Raw genomic sequence first — 22,543 nt, forward strand, 5'->3', positions numbered from 1 at the left:
TAACCAAACTTCATGTTGCCCTTCCCCCACCAGGACTTTATTCCAAGCTATCTTTAAGTGTATTTACATAGTCAATGATTGCTTCCTTATTTACTTCCGAAAGAAGGGCATCCCTATGAACTAGCGTATAACTATCCAAAGGCATTTCCCCATCCTCAAGCTGGCTTATGATCGACCGCAACTTGCTGGTTTTTCTTCTTTCTGAAAGGTTATCCCATTCGTTAAAATTCAATTCTGCTTTACCTTCTTTAATATGGTCCTCTAAATACCAAGCTGCTGGTTGTACCTTACTGTACCAAGGATAATCGGTATTATTGCTATGGCAATCATAGCAGGAAACCCGTAACGATTTTTCGATCGTTGCGGGTACATTGTTCACGAGCATAAAATCGGTTTGCGGCACCATTTCATTCTGGTTATAGTCCACAGGAAAAAATTGGATGACCACAAAGACAATCAAAGCTACCCACGCTATGATTTTTACTATTTTCACTTAGTTTATTTCACGTTGTACCTTACCACAGGTAAGCATTTTATCACCGAAATAGGGATTTCTGATTTCGTCGTTCATACTAAGCCAAGCACCGCCTTTATTGTTATCGTACATAGGGCAGTACTGCTCATAAATGGTCATTGAAGTTCCCGTTATCGCCACCATATCGGTCATATCCTTGCTAAGCGTTTTAAAATGCTCGCGTTGATGTTTGATATCGCTCTCGCCGATGTGCTCGGCGTGTTCGGTGGCATCCTCGATGATGTCCTTTAGTTCGTTCTGCTGGCTGTCCGAATAGCTCGATGCATCAAATGATTTGAGCGATTGCGCCAAGGTGTTACCCAGTTCCTTTGCTTTGGAATTGTCATCGTTAACCAAAGCATCTTTTAGGTTGAAATAACCCTTTAAAATGGCCTCGGCCTTAGCATCTTGACTGTTGTCCATAGCCATATCTGTTTTGTCATCCATCGTTTCCTGATGCATTTCATTGCTCATTGGCTTGGCGGGTTCGTTCTTATTTCCGTCCTTGCAGGAAACTGTTACCATCACTATGGCAGCAAGTGCCATTGTACCTATTGTTCTCTTTACTGTTTTCATTTTGTGTTTGTTTTAAATTGTTACTTGTTAAAATCGGGCTAAAAGGCCGCCACCCCAGCCATATCGGTTATTGTAATTTGCTTGTATTGAAAAATTTCGGGATAGGATATAAGAGGCTCCCACCAACCACTGGGTTTCGCTTTGATAAGATGAATCCCCAATATCGTTCACCCAACCAAAGTCGGCCCGGTATTCGTATTCACCTTCCAGAAAAATTCTCGGAAAAATCAAGAATTCCCGGTCCAGACGAATTCTTGGCCTTAGTTGGTGGTCCATACTCACATCTACATTGAAGCGGTACGGAGTAAAGTATTTTAAACCCACCAAACCTACCGTATTAAAGGTGTTATAAGAATCGGGTGTGGAGGTTTCGGTATTTACCCCTACATAGAGGCGCACCCAATCATTAAGGTATCTGTTATAGTTTACTTCGGCTTCAAAGTTTTTGTCATAGTCAAATTCAGCCCGTAGTCCGAACTCGTTGCGGATATTGCTTGACATTAAAAAGAGTTCATTGAAGTTTGAGCCCAAGCGCGCCATCCCCCACGAATAATAATGGTCTGTTTCGTCAATCAGTTTTTTAACAGGAAAATCCTGCATCCTTTCATCCCTTGGGGTATCATAACTGAAAATGCGTGCCATACCACCCATCATGTGGTACAGGATGTGGCAGTGAAAGAACCAATCGCCATACTCCTCGTTGTAAAACTCGATGACCACTTTCTGCATCGGTGGCACATTGACGGTATGCTTTAATGGGGAACGTTCGCCATTTTCGTTGATTACCCTAAAATAATGCCCGTGTAGGTGCATCGGGTGGTGCATCATTGTAAGGTTGTTGAGCGTAATGCGGGTTACTTTACCTCCTTTGATTTTAATTTTATCCGTTTCTGAAAGCGGCACACCGTTCAAACTCCATACATACCGTTGCATATTCCCGGTCAGGTTCAATAGAATATCGTTCACGGGCAAATCAGCATTGTAGGTCGTATTTTCGGTTGCCTTTAAGAAATCATAGTTGAAGTAGGTTTTTCGGGTATCATAATCAAAAGATGAAGTGTCTTTCTTCATCATAGACATATTGTGACCCATATGACCCTTCATTTTATTGGATGCGTTCTTTTGGTTCATAGGCATTGAATCCTTTCCTGCCGGTCCGGCAGGCGGGTTCATTCCCTCCATACCGTCCATCTTTTTGTCCATCTCCATTTGCATATGATTTTCATTCATATCCATAGGTTTTTGGTCATCCATTTTCATTTTATCCATTTGGCCATTATTCACTGACATCTTATCGTGCATTCCCATATTCATCTTGCCGTCTTTCATATCCATCTTCATTCCGTACTTTTGCATCAGATATTCCGGAGTGTTCTTCTTTTTGTTACCGGCCATTGCAGGTGCGCCCATTTTCATATCCATTTTGGCCATCTGTTTCATCATTGCCACCTTATCGGGCCTGTCAATTCTTTTTGCCGGATACAGGGTTCCTTGGCCCAAGCGCAACGAAGTGCTTCCAGAGCCATCCTGTGCCGTGGCCGTCACCTCCAAGGTACCCTCGGGAACGGTAACGATAACATCATAGGTCTCGGCAATACCAAAAAGGAAACGAGTTTTGGAAACCGGTTCCACATCGATACCATCACCGGAGACCACCATAGGGTTGCCGCCACCGAAATCCATCCAATAATAGGTGGAAGCGGAGGCATTAATAAAACGAAGCCGCACTTTTTCGCCCGCCTCGAATTCTGGATATTCCGCCAAAATTTTCCCATTGGTCAGAAATGCCGGATAATAGATATCGGCTATATCCGCACCTTCCATACGGTCTCTCCAAAACTTGAGTTGAGCACCAAATGCACCCTCTTTGATGACCCTCCCCAAAGGAACCGCCGTACCTTTTTTTACTTGATACCACTCATTCCCGCGCTTAAGGTTTCGCAGTACGTTCATTGGTTTTTCGTTGGTCCAGTCAGAGAGTACCACGACCAAATCCTTATCATATTCCAATGTTTTTTCCTTGGGCTGAATCATAATGGAGCCATAAACACCCTTTTGTTCTTGGAGCATCGTATGCGAATGGTACCAGTAGGTACCCGATTGGTTAATGGGTATTCTATATTGAAAAGTGGTTCCAGGTTCTATTGGGGGTGTGGTCAAATAGGGAACCCCATCATAAAAATTGGGGAGTATCAATCCGTGCCAGTGTACCGATGTTTCAACATCCATTTTATTGGTTACGTTGATGATGGCCAAGTCGCCTTCGGTAAATTCCAAGACTGGGCCGGGAATACTACCATTGATGGTCATCCCGTTTGCCGTTACTCCTCCAAGCGTTATTTTATTATTTTCCAAAACAAGACTGTATTCCTTAACAGGTCGCCCCTCTTCCTTTCTATCCTGTCCGTTAGTTCCCACTTGGGCGAATACCGTAGAAGAAAACAGGAGTAATGTGATAATTCTTAGTAATTTCATAGTTTTCTCATTGTTATTGTTCAACAAAAATATTACTGGTATTCAGTATGTTGTATCATAATTCTGGTTCATATCTATACAATTTTGTCCAAAGGATTTCTAAAATTTTTCTGGCCATCCTTGTAGTCGCTAAGGCTCATTCCAGTCTCGCTTTTAAATTGTTTGCTTAAATGATTGACGTTGCTGTAATCGAGCATCTGGCTTATTTCCGTAAAATTGTATTCGGGTGTCTGGATAAGTTCCTTGACCTTTTCTATCTTCAGTTTGATAAAATATTTTTCAATAGTGATGCCCTCTGTAATGGAAAACACCTTGCTGATTTTCGAATAGTCCCTTTGTAATTTATCCGCAAGAAAATCTGATAGCTTACCGTTAATCTCAAGTGGCATCATATTCAGTAACTTTATCAATTCAATTTTTACTTTCTCCGTCAATTTATCCTCGGTCGAAGTGATGAGTGCAAAACCGTTTTCTTTCAATAAATTTTCGAGTTTATCTACATCATGGTCTTCAATATCCAATCGCAAACGGCCTAATTCTACCTGGAGCAAGTCAATGTTATGTGCATTCAATTCATCCTTCAACACCTTGATGCATCGTTCACAAACCATATTTTTTATATAGAAATCCTTGACCATAATCAATTGATTAAATAGTTGATAATTGCCGATTGCACATAATACAATTGCACTGATTCGATTTGGTTCACTTGAAATTTTAACTGCAGTTCCTGAATGTCCAGCACATCGTTAAAATCGATGGTGCCTGTTTCATAGTTCTTTATCAGGATTTCCTCGGCATCCTTTGCCTGATTAAGATTCTTTTGCTGTGTATTGAATTTTATTCGTGCTTGATTGCGTTGCGATGTTGCTTTCGCGAAAGCGGTTTCCAACGTATTCAATCGGTCGTTTTTCTGGGATTCGATTTCCAGTTGTTTCAGTTCGTTCTGTTTGGAAATCGAGGAATAACGGTTGTTGAAAATGGGTATGGACAGCGATACCATTGGCATCACGATATCTTTACCATTATCACTGAAGGTCATATCTGGCCGCTCGGAAACAGGTACATAGTCTAATCCAAAACCGATGTTCGGTGCGCTTTCCTTTTGGTTGAGCAATTCCGATTGCTCGATGGATTCGTAAAGCCTGTCGTATTTGAGCAGTTCGGGATTGAGTGCCAAGCCTTCTTCGCTATACATCGGGTCTTCCGTCGGAATGGTGATTTCTGGGACGACTGCCACGGCAATACTTTCTTTGCGATTCAAGAGATTGTTGAAGCTCGCCTGTTCCGCCAAATAGTCTTCCTGCAAAACTTCTTTTTGCTGTTGCAGTTCGTTCTGTCGAATCTGTAATCGCAACACATCCACCGCAGAGGCTTTCCCAACTTCAACCGAGGTCAGTGCCAGCCGTTGGTAGGTTTGTAGCAGTTGGACATTCTCATCGAGCACATCCTGCTTTGCCCTGATGGAATACAGTTGGTAATAGGATTGGGCGACCGAGAGTGCCAGTTTTCTTTTGGCAATGGCAATTTCCACAAACTCGGTTTCCGCCATCGAACCCGCATAGTTTTCCCGAGCGGTTATAGTGCCGAACCACGGCAACATCTGCGAAATAGAGAACCTTGCCCGTTGCGCACCCGTTCTTGTTTCGGGTTCGCTTACAAAATAGCCCGCACTTACTGTAGTATTGGGTAGTGTATTGACCTCATTGACCTTTTTCTCGGCAATATTGTACCGCAGCTCGTAGGCTTGAATCTCAGGATTGTTTCTTTCGGCTTCTTGAATGTAGGATTGTAATTGTTGCGCCTGCCCGCCGATTGAAATCAGTCCAATGCTCAATATTAGCAATGCGTTCAGGAGGGCTTTCGCACTTCGTGTTCGCTCAGCATAAACTTCAGCGGAAACAAGCAACAATCCAATTATGATTTTTATATTTTTCATTTGCTCGTGCGTTTAAGTTTATATTCTTCCCGCCAGCTATAAAGGACTGGCAACAGGAAATACGAGGTTACATCAATGAGCATCCCGCCCACAATGGGGATGGCCATCGGAATCATAATATCACTTCCCTTTCCTGTGGATGTCAGCACTGGCAATAATGCCAAAACTGTGGTTACGGTTGTCATCAAACAGGGACGGATACGCTTTCCTGCCGCTTCGCGGGTAGCCTGACGGATACCCGTTTTGTCGTTGGGTTTTTCCCTAACAAAACTCTGGTCGAGATAGGTCGCCATCACCACACCGTCATCCGTAGCGATGCCAAAAAGCGCGATGAACCCTACCCAGACCGCGACGCTCAGGTTAATGGTCTTGATGTTGAACAGCTCGCGAAGGTTTTCACCGAACAAACTGAAATTCAGAAACCAATCCTGTCCGTATAGCCAAATCATCACAAAGCCACCTGCGAAGGCTATGGCGATACCGGTAAACACCATCAATGAGGTGGATACGGACTTAAACTGAAAGTACAGAATGAGGAATATGATTATCAGGCACAGGGGTACCACGACGGACAAGGTTTTCTCGGCACGTAACTGGTTTTCGTAAGTTCCGGTAAACTTGTAACTGATGCCCTTGGGAACGGTCAGTTCACCGTTGTCTATTTTGTCCTGAATCATTGCCTGGGCGTTTTCCACCACATCCACTTCGGCAAAGCCGTCGCGTTTATCGAACAGGACATAACCTACCAAAAACGTATCCTCGCTTTTGATAACCTGTGGGCCTTGCTCATATCGAATATCAACCAATTCGCCTAATGGAACAGGACTGCCTTTTTCTACGGGAACGTAGATGTTCTTTAAGTCGGTCGGGTTATCACGTAGCTCACGGGGATAGCGTACCCGAACCGCATACCGCTCTCGGCCTTCCACCGTCTGGGTCAGGGGCATTCCGCCAACGGCCACTTGCAGGATTTCCTGCACGTCCATAATCGAAACACCGTAACGTGCCAGTTGTTCCCTTTTAATATCGACCAATAGATAGGGCTTGCCCACGATACGGTCTGCAAATACGGCCTGTTCCTTGACCCCTTCGGCCTGTTTCAAAATTTCTTCGAGCTTAAGTCCGAACGCCTCGATCTCACGTAAGTCCTGCCCCTTGACCTTGATGCCCATCGGCGCACGCATTCCCGTCTGTAGCATCACCAAACGGGTTTCAATGGGCTGTAGTTTGGGTGCGGATGTGACGCCGGGTAATTTTGTTACCCTAACAATTTCGTTCCAGATATCATCCGGGCTTTGGATTTCAGGTCGCCAGTTGCGGTAGTACTCGCCATCGTCATCGGGAATCAATTCGTTTCTTGTGACGGTAGTTTGCAATTGAGATGCTTCATAATTGGCATCGTTTTCTACTTCATTGTTCGGATTGATATGTAACTTTTCGTTTTTCAACACAAACAGTCCGTCATCATTTACCCGATAGCGTTGCCGTTCCCCTGAAGCGTTGCGCATATACTCGGACTTGTACTGAATCACGTTTTCGTACATCGAGAGCGGTGCAGGATCGAGTGCAGATTCTGTTCTTCCTGCCTTTCCGACCACAGTCTCGATTTCAGGGATGGTGGCCACGGCCATATCCAATTGCTGCAAGACCCGTTTGTTTTCTTCAACCCCAGCGTGTGGAAGCGACGTAGGCATCAGCAGGAACGAACCCTCGTTGAGAGCTGGCATAAATTCCTTGCCCGTGTTGCGCATAATGAAGAAACCGAGAACAAGCAGCGTAGTAGGAATCACAAGAAACAACAACCTGTTTTGCAATGCCCATTTCAAGATACGGTCGTAGTATTTCCTGAGCAACGAAAAGATGCCCAGAACCCCAAAACAGCTTACAGCCACAAAAATTAGGTTCATTGTCAGGCTACGGTCAAACCCGAGGGGTCGCCAGTATTCCGCCAATAGAAACACTACGGCAATGGTAGCGATAGCCGTATTTATAAGATTTTTTTGCTTCCGCGAAAGCGTAACACGCATTGATAGAAAGGCTACTGCACCAAAAGCGACAAGTACCAATCCTATCCAATATCCGAAGACTACGGAAGTGAATCCCAATAGAATCAAAATTCCATTGATGGCATATTTGAGCCGCTCCCGCATTTTCCTTTCCCTAAAAAAAGTTGCCGCAAAAGGTGGTATAAGAAACAGTGCAATAACCAATGCCGCAGCGAGTGCCATTGTTTTGGTAAAAGCAAGGGGTCGGAACAATTTTCCCTCGGCACCTACCATTGTAAACACCGGAAGGAAACTGATTATCGTAGTCATTACCGCTGTAACGATAGCGCCCGAAACTTCGGCGGTGGCATTATAGACGATTTCGTTAGTGGTATAGGCTTTGCCGTTTTCATTTACTCGTAAGCCTTCATCTTCCAGATGGCGGATCATATTCTCGGCAAGGATGACACCCACATCGACCATGGTACCGATGGCAATGGCGATTCCAGAGAGGGCGACGATGTTCGCGTCTACATTAAAAAGTTTCATCGTGATAAATACCATTAATACCGCCACAGGTAGCAGTCCAGAAATCAGGATAGAGGCTCGAAGATTGAAAACCATAATGATAATGACCAAAATAGTAATCAGGATTTCCAAGGTCAGGGCCTCGTTGAGCGTACCCAAAGTTTCCTGAATGAGTTCGGTACGGTCGTAAAAGGGGACTATGGTTACTTGTGAGGTTTTACCGTCTGCCAGTTCCTTTGAGGGGTAGTGACCTCATAGCTGCATAAAGCGACAACTTAGCCCACAAGCCCTGTAAACACTGATATCGAATTTATCTCAAATATAGCGTATTAAGATAAATATGCTAATTTGTGGCAAAAACACATGGAACAAAACCAGTATCAGGATTGGTACCTGACCTACGATGAGTCAATATTGTTGAAGAATAAAAGCTTTCCCCATAAACTGGCTTTTGCAGTCCAATTGAAACAATATTTATCCACAGGTTCATTTCCTAAAAGTAAATCAAGTTTGGTAAGTGGTCTGGTTTCCCATTTAAGTGAACAGTTGGAGACCAATGAATCTATTTTAAATGAGTATGATTGGTCGCAAAGAACCGCAGAACGTCATCGTAAAGAAATATTAAAATTCTTGGGCGTTGAAAAAACAAATGAAGAACACCGCGAAGATCTTATCGATTTTTTGATTGACGACATCCTTCCCTTTGGAAGTACAAAAACAGAAATCGAAGATGTTTGCCTTAAATGGTTCTTTGAACATAAACTTTCAGCTCCTACGGAAAAAGTACTTTCCCGTATAATTTCCACTGCACTCTCGAAATTTGAAAACAGATTTTTCGATCAGGTTGCATCATTGTTGGGAAGGGGTACAACGGAATTATTCGACCGTTGCCTGAGAAGCGATCCAGGCGAAAAGGGTTCGTTTACTTGGCTTCGTTCAGATCCTGGACGTGTTGGCCTTCTAACCGTTCTTGATGAGCTGGACAAATTGGCATTTATAGAGGATTGCGCAATTCCTATTCAAGAAATCGGTGGGATACATCCCAAGATTAGGGAAAGATTGTACAAAAGAATAGCTTCGGAATCCGCTTGGGAGATAAGGCGACACCCACCATATATTAGGGATACCCTGATGGGTGTCTTTCTTTTTTCCAGAAGGCAAAAAATCATAGATGACCTTGTGGATCTTTTCATTCTCATTGTGGGAAAACTATCAAAGAAGGCAAAAAAGAAAGTAGAGACCGCACTGGTAAAGGAATTGAAACGCGTTTATGGTAAGACGACAATATTGGCCCGAATCGCCGAGGCATCATTGAAGGACCCTAAAGGAACCATCAATAGGGTAATATTTCCCATTGCAAATAAATCGAAGCTTTCCGATATCGTCAAGGAGTATAAATATTCCGGTAAGGGTTTCAAAAATGAAATCCATGGATTGGTGCGTTCCAGTTATTCCTCACATTATCGGAGAATGGTCCCGAAAATATTGGGCAGTCTTACCTTCAGGTCGAACAACGATCTGCACGTACCTATTTTGGACGCGATAGATTGGCTGTTGGAGAACCCTATGCCAAACTCAAAATTCTCAATGGACGATGACTCGATTCCCACTTCGGACATCATCAAGCCCAGCTTTGTAAAACTTGTCAAAGGGATGGGCAAAGGCGATATGGATCGGATAGACTATGAAATAGCAGTACTTGAAGCTTTGAGAAAGAGGCTCCGTTGCAAGGAAATATGGGTTGAAGGAGCCGATAGGTACCGTAATCCCGATGAGGATGTACCTAAAGACTTCAATATGAACAGGAAATTTTATTACGACCGGTTGGGCGTAGAGAACGACCCCGTGGAATTTACCAAGGGATTAAAGGAAGAAATGGAAATCGCACTGAGAACGTTAAATGAAAACTTGCCGTCCAACAAGTATGTAAGATTACGGCAAAGCGGCATCAAGAACATTGTTCTCTCCCCCATGGACCCGCTCGTGGACCCACCGAACATAAATGCGCTCAAGGGAGATGTACAATCCAGATGGCCAATGACATCACTTTTGGAAATCCTTCGCGAAGCGGACAGTTGGTCCGGGTTCACAAAATTGTTCAAGAGTATCCGGACATCTGAACGTTTGACACCGGAACAGCTCAGAAAAAGACTATTGTTGGTTCTTTATGGGCTTGGAACCAATATGGGACTTAAAAGAATAGCGTCAGGTAATAATGTAAGCTACAAGGAGCTCCGTCATGTAAAGAATGTATATGTACACAAAGATTCCCTGCGCAGTGCCATTAGGGAAGTGGCCAATGGGGTATTCTCCGTAAAGGACACCAAACTCTGGGGCGAGGCAACGACCTCATGTGCCTCCGATTCCAAAAAGTTCGGGTCCTGGGACCAGAACCTGATGGCGGAATGGCACATCCGGTATGGAGGAAGGGGCGTTATGATCTATTGGCACGTGGACACGCGATCCACCTGCATCTATTCCCAACTAAAGAAATGTTCCTCATCAGAAGTGGCCAATATGATAGAAGGTGTACTCAAGCATTGTACCGATATGAAGGTGGAAAAACAGTTTGTGGACACCCACGGTCAGAGTGAGGTCGCGTTTGCTTTTTGCAAGCTCTTGGGGTTTGAACTAATGCCAAGGTTGAAGAATATTGCCTCCCAGAAACTTTACCTACCCGATATTTCCCTAAAGAAAGAACTTAAAAACCTTTTACCGATACTCAATAGAGGTATCAAATGGGAAATCATCGAGAGGCAATATGATGAAATGGTAAAATATACCGCTGCTTTGGAACAGGGTACCGCCGACCCTGAATCAATTTTAAAGAGGTTCACCAGGGGTAACGAGAGCCATCCGACATACAGGGCCCTGCAGGAACTAGGAAAGGCGGTGAAAACGATATTCCTTTGCAGGTACCTTGCCGATGGGGACATCAGACGTGAAATACACGGGGGGCTGAACGTGATAGAGAATTGGAACTCTGCCAACGGTTTCATTTTTTTTGGAAAAAGTGGTGAAGTTTCCTCGAACCGATTGGAAGAACAGGAACTATCCGTACTTGCACTTCATCTGCTCCAGAACTGTTTAGTCTATGTGAACACACTTATGATCCAACGTGTGGTTTCCGAGAACGGATGGATGGACAGGTTTTCAAAAGAAGATTACCGAGCATTGAGCCCGTTGATACATGCACATGTGAACCCTTACGGGAAGTTTGAGCTTGATATGGACAAAAACCTCGGTCTGGCCGTGTAGGGTAATCATCCTCTGTACCAAAAATGGTTCCTTTCATGAAACTCAATTAGTTCATCTGAAATTAAATTAGCTTACAGACTTTTTATTTTAAGAGGTTGTCATGAATAATTAAGATATATTCCAAATAACGCAAAATACTCTAAAAATTTTGTTAAATAAGAATCATATTCTTATTTTCATTACTTTTAAAATAAATATCAAATGACTTATGGCAAATGTACTATGGTTACAAGGAGGTGCATGTAGTGGCAACACAATGTCCTTTTTGAACGCCGAAGAACCAACGGTGGTAGAACTTATTACCGATTTCGGGCTAAACATTTTATGGCACCCAACAACCGGTTTACAGATTGGGGACCAAGTTCAAGACCTATTAAAGGATATCCTCGCAGGAAAAGTGCAGATGGATATTCTTGTTTTTGAAGGCTCGATAATTCAAGGCCCGGATAACACAGGAACCATGAACTTATTCGCTGACCGTCCGATGAAGGACTGGATTAAGGAACTCTCAGAAGTTGCGGGCTATGTCGTCGCTATTGGCGATTGCGCAACATGGGGAGGCATACCTGCAGTTCCGCCAAACCCTAGTGAATCTACTGGAATGCAATTCCATAAAAAGAACAAGGGTGGGTTCTTGGGCCCTGACTATGTTTCAAAAGGTGGTTTGCCAGTAATAAATATACCAGGTTGCCCTGCGCACCCAGATTGGATTACTCAAATTCTTGTCGCGATTTCTGTGGGAAGGATAGGCGATGTGCTTATTGATGATTACCACAGGCCAAAAACGTTTTTTACCGACTTTGTTCAGACAGGTTGTACCAACGTAGTCAACTTTGCACAAAAAGTCGATGGTGGATTTGGCCAAAGGGGTAACGGATGCCTCTTTTACGAGGTTGGATGTAGAGGCCCAATGACAAGAGCGAGTTGTAACAATATATTGTGGAACAGACAATCTAGTAAAACCCGAGCTAATCATCCTTGTTTGGGCTGTACCGAACCTGGCTTTCCACATCACGACCTTATGAAAGGTAGTGTTTTTAAGACCATGAAGTACATGGGTACATTTCCTAAAGAAGTCCCAGAGGGTAGGAACAAATTGGCTTACTATTTAGAGGCCGGTTTCCAGAAAGTATTACCTACAAACCATAGGGTTAAGGAAGGTTCAAAATAATAGCAACGAAAAAGAATAAAAATGTCAGTAACAGAATTAAATATATCTCCCGTTGGTCGTGTTGAGGGCGATTTGGATGTGAAGGTCTATATTGACAACGGCAAAGTCACACGCGCCCATACGCAAGCAGCGATGTTCAGGGGTTTTGAGAAAATCATGGCAGGCAAGGATCCACAATCGGGACTCATTGTTACTCCTAGAATTTGTGGTATTTGTGGAGGGTCGCACCTATATTGTGCATCCTCGGCATTAGATACTGCTTGGGGAACAAAGCTAACCCCAAATGCTCTTTTGTTGAGAGCGATTGGTCAGGCTTCGGAAACCCTTCAAAGTATCCCAAGATGGTATTATGCGATTTTCGCCACGGATTTAGCTAATAAAAAGTATGCCGATAAACCTTTATATAAGGAAGTGGTAAAACGCTGGTCCGCCTATGTCGGAGAAACCTTTCAAAAGGGATTGACGGCAAGTGGACTGCCAGTTCAGATTTATGCCTTGTTCGGTGGTCAATGGCCCCACTCAAGTTACATGGTGCCGGGTGGGGTGATGTGCGCTCCTACCTTAAAGGATATTACCAGAGCTCATGCTATACTCGCACAATTTAAAAACGATTGGTTAGAACCGATTTGGTTAGGTTGCTCTATCGAGCGTTATATGGAAATCAAATCTTGGGACGACATGTTGGCGTGGGTCGAAGAAAATGAATCTCAAAAGAATAGTGATCTGGGATTGTTGATTCGTGCGGGTATCGAATTTGGTTTGGATAAATTCGGTCAAGGTGTTGGTAAATTCTTAGCAACAGGAACATACTTGCATAAAGACAGATATAATAATCCAACTATTGAAGGTAGAAATGACGCCTTAATTAGCTCAAGTGGATTCTTTGATGGTGAAAATTATCATGAGTTTGACCACATGAAAGTGAGCGAGCACGTTAAGCATTCGTGGTATAAAGACCAAGAAGATGGGCTTCACCCTTGGGATGAACCGCTTCCGACACCTATGAAATCGCAGACATTGCATGATAGTGACTTTGATAATCAATATAGCTGGGCAAAAGCTCCGCGTTATGACGGACATGCTGCTGAAGCTGGTCCGTTGGCTAGGGTGATTATGAACGCTAACCCAAATAATAAGGAACATCAAATTAGAGATCCTTTATTTGGTGATATCATGAAAAAGCTAGGGCCTAGCGTATTCACTAGAGTTCTTGCTAGAGTTCATGAAGCTCCTAGAATCTATAAATTCATTGAACAATGGTTATCTGAAATTGATTTAGATGGTGAGTTCTACACCAAACCTGTTGAGAAAGACGGCAAAGGTTTTGGTGCTACGGAAGCAGCAAGAGGAGCCTTAGCACATTGGATTGAAATTAAAGATGGTGTTATCAAAAACTATCAAGTTATGGCCCCAACAACTTGGAATGTTGGTCCGCAAGATGGTAATGATAATCCAGGACCTATTGAGACCGCTCTTTTGGGCACAACGATCGAAGACCCATTAGATCCAGTAGAAGTAGGTATTGTAGCGCGCTCTTTCGATTCATGTTTGGTATGTACGGTACATGCCCATGATGCGCAAAGTGGCGTTGAGCTATCAAGATTCAAATTATAACTTCTGACATGTAGTTTTTTTGAGACTTTCCTGAGGGTGACCTCGGGAAAGTTTTTTACTTTAATAGAAAGAAAAATAGATGAAAACGGCAATAATGGGATTTGGAAATCCGGTGCGCAGCGATGATGCAGTAGGCATTTATGTAATAGAACAGTTGCGGGAAAAACTTCCCGATTCTGACGACATAAGCATTATCGATATGGGTACAGCTGCCTTTGAAGTACTTTTTGGTTTAAAAGGCCATGATAAGATTATTTTGGCAGATGCAGTTCTGAATAGCAATGAACCTGTGGGTACTTTGTTTAAAGTCCCAGCGGAAGAAGTAATGAAAGCACCTCAAGATGACCCGATGGTTTTTCTCCATGGAATGAAATGGGACCAGGCTTTATCGTACACGAAAAAAATATTACAAGATGAGTATCCAGAAGATATTCAAGTGTATTTAGTGGCGATTGAAAATACCAAGCTAGAAGTTGATTTGAGTGACGTGGTGAAGGAAGCAGGTGATAAAGTCGTACAACATATTTTGGAAGAATTAAATTTATAGATATCTACGTGAGTGCTAAAATCACCCTGAAGACTTCACATATTTATTTGGACAATGAATTGATTCAACCCATCTTCGGAGACATTCATTACGCGTATGTCACCTATGTGGAAGAGCAGAGTAAGGTTTTAATCACTCCTGTTTCGAGTCAATGGTTCGTTAAAATGTACAAACCGACTCAGTTTCTATTGAAATCACGTAATTTAAAAGGTGATAAAACCCTAGCTATTCGAGAGATATTGATAGACAATGATTTAGATATGACTGACAGGGATTTGGATTATGAAATCATTGAAAAAACGAATTTGATAAAGGTGAGTATCTCATGACAAAACCAAAAAACGACTGGCTAATAGATGCCGAGGTGCAGTACAAGGTTACCCCTGTAAAAGGACGTTGGGAGGTTTCGCTCATATTTATAAATACCCAAGACCCTAACGAGGTTTTGGTTCAAGTTATCGGTGATTACCGTTCGGAACGACTCGCTGAAATCTATGGTAGAAATATACAGCAAACAGCTGCAAAAGACCCACGAGGTACACAAAAAGTAGACAAAGATGCTTACGATATTAACAACAACTGATGCCATCCTAAAGGTTCAGAAGGCGATTGCATCGGTAGATAGATTGGATGAGTTGGTTGGCATAACCGAGGACGCTGAAACTATAGATGACCTGAAAACCTTGGTGGTAGCATCGGATGAAATTACAGTTCCTTTAGATTGGTATGATTTGGAACCGCCTTATATATTTCCTGCGACTCCATTTAACAGGCAAAATCTACTGGCCTTGGTTTTCTATAAGCTTGGAAATCATCAAAAGGCCTTTGAGTTTGTTTCTGAAGAACATCCGCTATACCACCACCTTTTGATTGCAACACATTTGCAATTCGGTTATGAGATTTCGCCTGACATGGTAGATTTTTGTTACAATACATCGCCGCACAACAGTGCAGTTCTAAGTTATTATGGTGTCGTAGAAAACCCCAAAAACAATGAGGGACTTAAAAAAGAGTTTTCTGAAGCACTTTCCAAAGCTGAAAATGATGAAGTCAAGGTATTTACGGCTAAACACTACCTAAATTTACTTCTCGATTCTGGTGAATTGCAGGAGGCAAAACAACTGGCGCAAGAACAATTCGAAATTGCCATTTCAGAAGATGCCAAAAATGCAATGAATACCCATTTAGCGGGAATTTTAATGGCACAATTACAAGTGCCTTATGATAGTCAAATGTTAGAAGAAGTTCATGAACTGCAGTTAAAGGCCATTGCTCAATTCGAAGCAAAAGACCTGAAAATACAGGCAGGAATGTTGTTGGTCGATGCAACAGAAATTGCCAATTTTAAGGGAGACTTTGTTGCATCCAAAGAACTTATTAATAGAGCGATTCAATATTTTAAAGAAGAAGATATTCCGGAGTTCTTGGGAGAGGCCGGATTCAAAAAAGCGATTCTATTATATACTTGGTCAAAGAATGGAAGTCCTCAATATTATAAAGCAGCCATTAATGCTTTTCAGGATGTATTGAAAGTGTTCAAGCGAGATACACATCCTCAGAAATTTGCAGATGTACATCACAATCTGGCGTTAATTTATTCTGAAATTCCGGTAGGTGCTGACGAGAAACCAATGTGGACGGCCTTTTGTGCATCATCCTTCAAAGAAGTTCTGGCTTTTTATACAAAAGATAAGTATCCGTATGAAAATGCAATGGCAAGTCATAATTATGCGACAGCGTTAATGCATTTTCCTCCAGCAAAAATTCATGACAATCTTGAAAAAGCAGCTGGTCTGTTTGAGGAAGCGCTTGAGGTGAGAACGGCAGAAGCATATCCCTTTGAACGTGCTTTGACCTTGATGAATCAATTGGAATTGGGATGGCTTACACATAACGAAACTAGTGAGGAGGAGTTGAAAAAATATGAAGAAATGAAGGAAAAAGCCGAGGAAGTGAAAACTTTGGTGACAGATGCTGGTATACTAGAACAAGCTGAGAAGCATCTCCAAGAATTGGAAAAAGTAAAAAGTTTAATTTAGGAGGGTTATGCACGAAACATCTATCGTAAATAGCATTATTGCGACTTTGGAACAAGAGTTTGAAGCTGAGAAACTCCAGAAGATGAAAGCAATTCACCTGAAAGTGGGAATCCTTTCGAACATAGAACCGCGTTTGCTACACAACGCATATGATGTTTATCATTTAAGGGATGGCAGATTTCAGAACGTTGCTTTGAAAATAGAATCGACACAATTGAAAATTCAATGTGAAGTTTGCGATCATGTTACCAATGTGGAGAATTACAGGTTTCTATGCGAAAATTGCGAACGACCAAGTAAAAATGTAATCGAAGGGGAGGAAATGTTGATTCACAAAATAGAATTTGATGACTAGACCATTAGGTCTTTATAAACACAAAAAAACGATGAGCGTAGATAAATCAACAAAGGCGGCACGAGGAACTGTGCAATGCGAGAACACTAATATCAATTTGCTCAAAGCAAATGATTTTGTAGCGGATATTATTAAAAAGGAAATGGCTAAAACCAATACTCTTTTAATCAACATAACCTCATCAGCAGGTAGTGGTAAGACCACCTTAATGCAGAAAACCGCAGAAAAACTAAAGGATAAAATAACAATGGCCGTGATGGTCGGAGATTTAGAAACGGAACGTGATGCAGAGCGTATTCGGGAGACCGGCATACATGCCCTGCAGATAGTAACGGGAGGTATTTGCCATCTGGAAGCTCAAATGGTGCATCAGGTTTTAGACCAATTCGACTTGGAGAATATTGATTTATTGTTCATAGAAAATGTGGGCAATTTGGTTTGTCCGGCTTCTTTCGATTTGGGTGAAGACTATCGCGTTACCTTAATGGCAACAACAGAAGGTGATGACAAGCCCAAAAAGTATCCTAAAATGTTTTTGACCAGCGATATGATGGTCGTTTCAAAAGCCGATTTATTGCCTTACGTGCCTTTCTCAGTAGAAGCCGTAATCAAGGATGCGCGAGAGGTAAACCATGAAATAGAAGTGTTACAAGTTTCGTCTACGAACGGAGAGGGAATAGATGCTTGGTGTGATTGGTTACTGGAGAAAATTGAACGGAAGAAAGGATAATGGCTAAATGCAAAAAACCTTTGAAATTACTATTTCTGGTCAAGTACAAGGGGTGGGTTTCCGTCCTTTTGTGTATAGTTTATCTAAACAATTTCAATTGAGGGGTTCGGTTTGCAATAATCAAGACGGAGTACTAATTCACATCAATGCCTCCGAAGAAAAAGCAACTAATTTTCTGGTTCAACTACTAGAAAATGCTCCATCAATTTCTATCATTCAATCACATAAGATTTCCGAAATTCCGTTTCAAGAATTCGATGGCTTCAAGATAATTCCTTCAGAAGCAAAGCATCAAACCAACATTCCGTTAACCCCAGATTTTTCTATTTGCGAATCATGCAAAGCTGAAATTAGGGATAAAAGCAATCGGCGATATGGGTATGCTTTTACCACATGCACCAACTGCGGCCCAAGATTTGCGGCGACCACAAAATTTCCTTTTGAGAGGTCAAATACAACGGTTTCTGCCTTTAAAATGTGTGCTACTTGTCAATCGGAATATATCAATCCTGATGACAGGCGATTTCATTCGCAAACGAATGGCTGCCCCGATTGTGGGATTCAATTAAAACTGCAAGATTATGACGGGAGGCAATTTGATGGAGACCATAAGGAGCTAGTTAAGAAAACATCCGACTTCATCCGAAAAGGAAGCATCCTGGCACTTAAAAACACAAATGGTTATCTGCTATGTTGCGATGCCAATAATAAGTCGGCGATAGAACGTTTACGTGAAAAAAAGCAACGCCCTGCGAAACCTTTTGCCTTGCTCTATCCATCCTTGGAAAGAATCAAAAAAGACTTTAACCTAAGTGCTACAGAAGAAAATGCACTTACTTCATCTGTAGCTCCCATAGTTATTTTGAACCCGAAGAAGTCTATTCCTGACTTGGAACAAGATGGTATCGCTCCAGGATTGAATCAATTCGGTGTTATGTTACCATCATCAGCTTTGCTCACGGTTTTGATGGATGAACTTGGTACTCCGATCATCGCCACGAGTGGAAATGTTCATGGCTCCCCGATTATCTCGAAAGAATCAGAAGCAATTCAAAAACTATCTGGAGTGGCTGATTATTTCCTGCATCACGATTTAGAAGTTACTTTTCCTCAGGATGATTCTGTATTTCGGTTTACTGATGAACATCAAATTACACTTCGACGTTCTCGTGGATTAGCTCCCAACTTTCTGAATATGACACCTTCGGGAAACGAAAAGATACTGGCCATGGGTGCCCATTTAAAGAGCACGTTTACGTTTGTGCCTAATTCGCATACCTATATGAGTCCTTATCTTGGAAATCTGGATAGCTATGATGTTTCCGAAAGATTTCAGAATAGTATTGGACAATTTGAAAAGTTGTTTCAAACACAACCGGAAGTAATTTTGATAGATGCCCATCCACAATATCAAAGTAGCATTTTGGGAAGGGAGTTGGCTGAAAAATGGAATGCGGAATATATCTCCATACAACATCACAAAGCCCATTTTGCAAGTGTTTTAGGCGAACACGATTTATTTGATTCCAAAGAAAAAATACTAGGTCTAGTTTGGGATGGAACTGGGTTTGGAGAAGACAATATGATATGGGGAGGCGAGTCCTTTACGTATCAAAATCACGAAATGGAACGGCTGATTCACTTTGAATATTATGATTGGTTGGCTGCTGATAAAATGGCGAAAGAACCAAGATTGTCCTTTCTCAGTATACTTCCCAATGCAGAAAAGGAAATTGCCAGGAAGAAGTTTTCCGAAACGGAATGGAAAGTCTATTTAAAAATGTTGGAGAACAACCCATTGAAAACATCATCGGTAGGACGCTTGTTTGACGCGGTTGCATCCTTGTTGGGTATAATAGATGTGACTAGCTATGAAGGTGAGGCTGCAATGCTATTAGAAAATCAAGCAAGAATGTATGTTGGAAATGATGAAGTTGATTTTTTAGCAGGGGTAGTATTTGAAAACATTCCAACAAAAACAATTATTCAAAATATTCATCAAGCTATGGTAGATGGTTTCTCAATTCCAAGAATTGCGAATAGTTTTATTCATACGCTAGCGCGCGTGATTTTTAATATAGCAAAGCAGCATAATTTTAGTTGTATTGCTTGTAGTGGCGGGGTTTTTCAAAATGCTGTACTCATCGAAAAGCTTATAAAACTAGCTGAAAATTCGGGAATAAAGTTAAAATTTAATCGTATATTGTCTAGTAACGATGAGAATATTTCGTTCGGTCAGTTATCTTATTATCAGCATATTAAAAAGTAAATTATGTGTTTAGCGATTCCAGGTAAAATCAAGAGTATTGAAATGCAGTATGATGGCAAGGTGCGCATGGCTAAAGTGTTATTTGGCGGTATAACCAAAGAGGCCAGTTTAGAAATGCTGCCTGATGCCGATATTGACGATTATGTATTGGTACACGTTGGTGTTGCCATCAGCAAAGTAGATGAAGAAGAAGCGCAAAAAACGTTTAAGTATCTGGAAGAGATTGGGGAACTGGGAGACCTTACCGATGTAGATGAATATTTGCCAAAAACTAATTAAAACCGTTTGCCGTGAAATGATCCATTACAAACATTACATTCAATTTGCAAATTGAGCGAATTACATCTGACCAATTAATAAAAATAAAAATCTACAGATGAAATACATGTCTGAATACCGCGACCCTGAACTCGCAAAAAAATATTTGGAAGAAATAAAGAACACCGTTTCTAGACCTTGGTCGATTATGGAAGTTTGTGGTGGGCAAACACATAGCCTTGTGAAAAATGGTATCATTGAAATGTTACCGGATTCGGTTACTATGATTCATGGACCCGGGTGCCCCGTTTGTGTGACTCCTTTGAATTTAATCGATAAAGCGGTGTATCTCGCCTCAGACAAAGGAGTGATTCTTTGCTCCTTTGGAGATATGCTGAGAGTGCCTGGTTCTCAAAAAAGTTTGCTTGAAGCAAAAGCAGAAGGAGCCGATGTACGGATTTTATATTCTCCCTTAGAGGCTGTAAAAATTGCCGAAGACAATCCGGATAAAGAAGTTGTTTTCTTTGCCGTTGGCTTTGAAACAACGGCTCCGGCAAATGCCTTGTCGGTAGTGCACGCGCATCGTAGAGGCGTAAAAAACTATTCTATTTTGGCATCGCATGTCTTGGTGCCACCAGCAATAAAAGCGGTAATCGATGATGAGGAAAGTAAAATAGATGGCTTTTTGGCTGCTGGTCATGTATGTACCATAATGGGCAATACGGAGTATCATCCAATATCGGCCAAATATAAAGTGCCGATCGTGGTTACGGGTTTTGAACCTTTAGATGTGCTGCAAGGTATTTTGATGGTTATCCGTCAATTAGAGCAAAGTAAGTCTGAAGTTGAAAATCAATACGCTAGAATCGTTCGGGAGGAAGGTAATCGTGATGCTCAAAAAGTCATTGATGAAGTTTTTGAAGTTAGACATCAGATGTGGCGGGGTATTGGGGAAATTCCTGATAGCGGCTATGCCGTTCGTGAGAAATATGCAGCGTTTGATGCTACAAAAAAATTTAGTGTCACGATTGAAGAGGCACCTGAAAACCCAGACTGTATTTCAGGTCAGGTTATGAAGGGAATCAAAAAGCCTTTTGAGTGCTCTCAATTTGGTAAAGCGTGTAAACCTACAAATCCACTTGGTGCGCCCATGGTCAGTAGTGAAGGGGCTTGTGCTGCCTATTATCACTTTTCCGGACTAGTTGAAGCTTAATCGAAACCAAATGCCGGAGAACAACAAAATACGCGTGCAGCTGCAATGCCCCATGCCTAAACTTGACTTTGATGTCATCACTTTAGGGCATGGAAGTGGCGGAGTACTAACCAACAGACTTTTAGATAGTGGTGTTTTTGATCTGCTGAAAAACGATATCCTCGACGAACGCCATGATGGTGCATTTTTAGAGTTGCATGGCAAAACGGCTTTTTCTACAGATAGCTTTTTAGTGTCTCCCATATTTTTCCCCGGGGGAAATATTGGAGAGTTGGCCGTAAACGGAACGGTCAATGATCTGGCAATGTGCGGGGCTACGCCCAAATATCTCTCGTTAAGTTTTATCATTGAGGAAGGACTTCCAGTAAAAGAATTTTGGGATATTCTGGTAGCCATCAAATTCGCTTGTGAAAAAGCAGGCGTGCAAATCGTTACTGGCGATACTAAAGTGGTTGAAAAGGGTAAGGGCGACAAAATTTTCGTGAACACTTCAGGTGTCGGACCTATTCATCCCAAAGCAAATATCCGCGTAAAAAATATATCCGTAGGAGACAAAATAATTATTAGTGGAAATGTTGCATCTCACGGAATGGCTATCATGTCGGTTCGTGAAGGTTTAGAATTCGGCTCTGAAATCAAGAGTGATACCACCAATCTAAATCATACCATACTACGATTGATTGAGCTGTTTGGAGAAAGTATTCATTTATTGACTGACCCGACACGGGGTGGTGTTGCAACAGTATTGAAAGAAATTGCACAATCTTCTGAAATAGGTATCGACTTGTTTCAAAGAGATTTTCCTATGGATGAACAGGTGGCAAGTGCCTGCGAATTATTAGGCTTGGACCCTTTATACGTAGCAAACGAAGGACTCTTTATTGCTTTCGTATCTGAGTCTGTAGCAGATGCCGTTTTGACTGCTTTGCAAGAAGATGAGAATGGTCAAAATGCTCGTATTATAGGAAGCGTCGTTGCGGAACATCCCAAACAAGTCATTATGGAAAGTGCAATAGGAGGTAAGAGGGTTATAAGTATGCTTCCCGGAGAACAATTGCCTAGAATTTGTTAA

The 22,543-nt window shown here is 42.0% G+C and carries 18 protein-coding genes and 1 pseudogene; 13 read left to right on the forward strand and 6 right to left on the reverse strand.

Annotated elements, in window-relative coordinates:
• Positions 1-37 precede the first annotated feature (37 nt).
• The 6 genes and pseudogenes from PP182_RS08525 to PP182_RS08550 form a co-directional block, all read right to left on the reverse strand.
• A complete protein-coding gene (locus tag PP182_RS08525; protein WP_094998936.1) occupies positions 38-493 on the reverse strand; it encodes a heme-binding domain-containing protein in 456 nt (151 codons plus the stop codon).
• Positions 494-1,090 carry a DUF3347 domain-containing protein gene (locus tag PP182_RS08530; protein ID WP_094998937.1) on the reverse strand — a complete coding sequence of 199 codons (597 nt, stop codon included), beginning with the start codon at positions 1,088-1,090 and terminating at the stop codon, positions 494-496.
• A 27-nt stretch (positions 1,091-1,117) separates the two neighbouring features.
• Positions 1,118-3,565: a multicopper oxidase domain-containing protein gene (locus PP182_RS08535; protein ID WP_094998938.1), complete on the reverse strand. Its 2,448-nt coding sequence runs from the start codon at positions 3,563-3,565 to the stop codon at positions 1,118-1,120.
• Between the two features lie 74 nt (positions 3,566-3,639).
• Positions 3,640-4,203: a helix-turn-helix domain-containing protein gene (locus tag PP182_RS08540; RefSeq protein WP_094998939.1), complete on the reverse strand. Its 564-nt coding sequence runs from the start codon at positions 4,201-4,203 to the stop codon at positions 3,640-3,642.
• 2 nt (positions 4,204-4,205) lie between these two features.
• Entirely contained in the window at positions 4,206-5,504 is a 1,299-nt protein-coding gene (locus PP182_RS08545) for a TolC family protein (RefSeq protein WP_094998940.1), read from the reverse strand.
• Positions 5,501-8,260, reverse strand: a pseudogene (locus PP182_RS08550) (efflux RND transporter permease subunit); the annotation flags it as partial. The pseudogene PP182_RS08550 and the gene PP182_RS08545, both read right to left, overlap by 4 nt.
• 120 nt (positions 8,261-8,380) lie before the next feature.
• On the opposite strand from PP182_RS08550, the gene PP182_RS08555 reads away from it, so the two are divergent.
• The 13 genes from PP182_RS08555 (at position 8,381) to hypE (ending at position 22,543) form a co-directional block, all read left to right on the forward strand.
• A complete protein-coding gene (locus PP182_RS08555) occupies positions 8,381-11,275 on the forward strand; it encodes a Tn3 family transposase (RefSeq protein WP_094998668.1) in 2,895 nt (964 codons plus the stop codon).
• 208 nt (positions 11,276-11,483) lie between these two features.
• Complete coding sequence (locus tag PP182_RS08560) at positions 11,484-12,446, forward strand: hydrogenase (RefSeq protein ID WP_067037452.1); 963 nt, start codon at positions 11,484-11,486, stop codon at positions 12,444-12,446.
• Positions 12,447-12,467: 21 nt separating this feature from the next.
• Entirely contained in the window at positions 12,468-14,060 is a 1,593-nt protein-coding gene (locus PP182_RS08565; protein ID WP_036382135.1) for a nickel-dependent hydrogenase large subunit, read from the forward strand.
• Between the two features lie 79 nt (positions 14,061-14,139).
• Positions 14,140-14,607, forward strand: a complete 468-nt coding sequence (locus tag PP182_RS08570) for a hydrogenase maturation protease (RefSeq protein WP_036382137.1) — start codon at positions 14,140-14,142, stop codon at positions 14,605-14,607.
• An 8-nt stretch (positions 14,608-14,615) separates the two neighbouring features.
• Positions 14,616-14,936: a hypothetical protein gene (locus PP182_RS08575; protein WP_051947244.1), complete on the forward strand. Its 321-nt coding sequence runs from the start codon at positions 14,616-14,618 to the stop codon at positions 14,934-14,936.
• Positions 14,933-15,190, forward strand: coding sequence for a hypothetical protein (locus PP182_RS08580; RefSeq protein ID WP_036382140.1), 258 nt, complete (start codon positions 14,933-14,935; stop codon positions 15,188-15,190). The genes PP182_RS08575 and PP182_RS08580 overlap by 4 nt, the downstream gene beginning before the upstream one ends.
• Positions 15,165-16,646 carry a hypothetical protein gene (locus tag PP182_RS08585; RefSeq protein WP_072877979.1) on the forward strand — a complete coding sequence of 494 codons (1,482 nt, stop codon included), beginning with the start codon at positions 15,165-15,167 and terminating at the stop codon, positions 16,644-16,646. Before PP182_RS08580 ends, PP182_RS08585 begins: the two co-directional genes overlap by 26 nt.
• Before the next feature lie 7 nt (positions 16,647-16,653).
• The gene (locus PP182_RS08590; RefSeq protein WP_036382147.1) at positions 16,654-17,001 is read left to right on the forward strand and encodes a hydrogenase maturation nickel metallochaperone HypA/HybF; all 348 of its coding nucleotides are present in this window, start codon (positions 16,654-16,656) and stop codon (positions 16,999-17,001) included.
• A gap of 31 nt (positions 17,002-17,032) precedes the next feature.
• Positions 17,033-17,731: a hydrogenase nickel incorporation protein HypB gene (gene hypB, locus PP182_RS08595; protein WP_072878679.1), complete on the forward strand. Its 699-nt coding sequence runs from the start codon at positions 17,033-17,035 to the stop codon at positions 17,729-17,731.
• Between the two features lie 7 nt (positions 17,732-17,738).
• Positions 17,739-20,000, forward strand: coding sequence for a carbamoyltransferase HypF (hypF, locus tag PP182_RS08600; RefSeq protein WP_094998669.1), 2,262 nt, complete (start codon positions 17,739-17,741; stop codon positions 19,998-20,000).
• 3 nt (positions 20,001-20,003) lie between these two features.
• Positions 20,004-20,279 (forward strand): HypC/HybG/HupF family hydrogenase formation chaperone, encoded by a 276-nt coding sequence (locus PP182_RS08605; protein ID WP_036382153.1) that lies wholly within the window; start codon positions 20,004-20,006, stop codon positions 20,277-20,279.
• A 97-nt stretch (positions 20,280-20,376) separates the two neighbouring features.
• Positions 20,377-21,471 (forward strand): hydrogenase formation protein HypD, encoded by a 1,095-nt coding sequence (hypD, locus tag PP182_RS08610; RefSeq protein ID WP_036382157.1) that lies wholly within the window; start codon positions 20,377-20,379, stop codon positions 21,469-21,471.
• Positions 21,472-21,481: 10 nt separating this feature from the next.
• Complete coding sequence (gene hypE / locus PP182_RS08615; RefSeq protein ID WP_229702477.1) at positions 21,482-22,543, forward strand: hydrogenase expression/formation protein HypE; 1,062 nt, start codon at positions 21,482-21,484, stop codon at positions 22,541-22,543.

Source organism: Maribacter sp. PR1 (assembly GCF_028464145.1).
In the GTDB taxonomy this organism is placed as follows: Bacteria; Bacteroidota; Bacteroidia; order Flavobacteriales; family Flavobacteriaceae; genus Maribacter.

Coding starts and splice junctions, on each gene's coding strand:
- PP182_RS08530 (WP_094998937.1), bottom strand. CDS start 1,090: ATGAAAACAGTAAAGAGAACAATAGGTACAATGGCACTTGCTGCCATA.
- PP182_RS08535 (WP_094998938.1), bottom strand. CDS start 3,565: ATGAAATTACTAAGAATTATCACATTACTCCTGTTTTCTTCTACGGTA.
- PP182_RS08540 (WP_094998939.1), bottom strand. CDS start 4,203: ATGGTCAAGGATTTCTATATAAAAAATATGGTTTGTGAACGATGCATC.
- PP182_RS08545 (WP_094998940.1), bottom strand. CDS start 5,504: ATGAAAAATATAAAAATCATAATTGGATTGTTGCTTGTTTCCGCTGAA.
- PP182_RS08555 (WP_094998668.1), top strand. CDS start 8,381: ATGGAACAAAACCAGTATCAGGATTGGTACCTGACCTACGATGAGTCA.
- PP182_RS08560 (WP_067037452.1), top strand. CDS start 11,484: ATGGCAAATGTACTATGGTTACAAGGAGGTGCATGTAGTGGCAACACA.
- PP182_RS08565 (WP_036382135.1), top strand. CDS start 12,468: ATGTCAGTAACAGAATTAAATATATCTCCCGTTGGTCGTGTTGAGGGC.
- PP182_RS08570 (WP_036382137.1), top strand. CDS start 14,140: ATGAAAACGGCAATAATGGGATTTGGAAATCCGGTGCGCAGCGATGAT.
- PP182_RS08580 (WP_036382140.1), top strand. CDS start 14,933: ATGACAAAACCAAAAAACGACTGGCTAATAGATGCCGAGGTGCAGTAC.
- PP182_RS08585 (WP_072877979.1), top strand. CDS start 15,165: ATGCTTACGATATTAACAACAACTGATGCCATCCTAAAGGTTCAGAAG.
- PP182_RS08590 (WP_036382147.1), top strand. CDS start 16,654: ATGCACGAAACATCTATCGTAAATAGCATTATTGCGACTTTGGAACAA.
- hypB (WP_072878679.1), top strand. CDS start 17,033: ATGAGCGTAGATAAATCAACAAAGGCGGCACGAGGAACTGTGCAATGC.
- hypF (WP_094998669.1), top strand. CDS start 17,739: ATGCAAAAAACCTTTGAAATTACTATTTCTGGTCAAGTACAAGGGGTG.
- PP182_RS08605 (WP_036382153.1), top strand. CDS start 20,004: ATGTGTTTAGCGATTCCAGGTAAAATCAAGAGTATTGAAATGCAGTAT.
- hypD (WP_036382157.1), top strand. CDS start 20,377: ATGAAATACATGTCTGAATACCGCGACCCTGAACTCGCAAAAAAATAT.
- hypE (WP_229702477.1), top strand. CDS start 21,482: ATGCCGGAGAACAACAAAATACGCGTGCAGCTGCAATGCCCCATGCCT.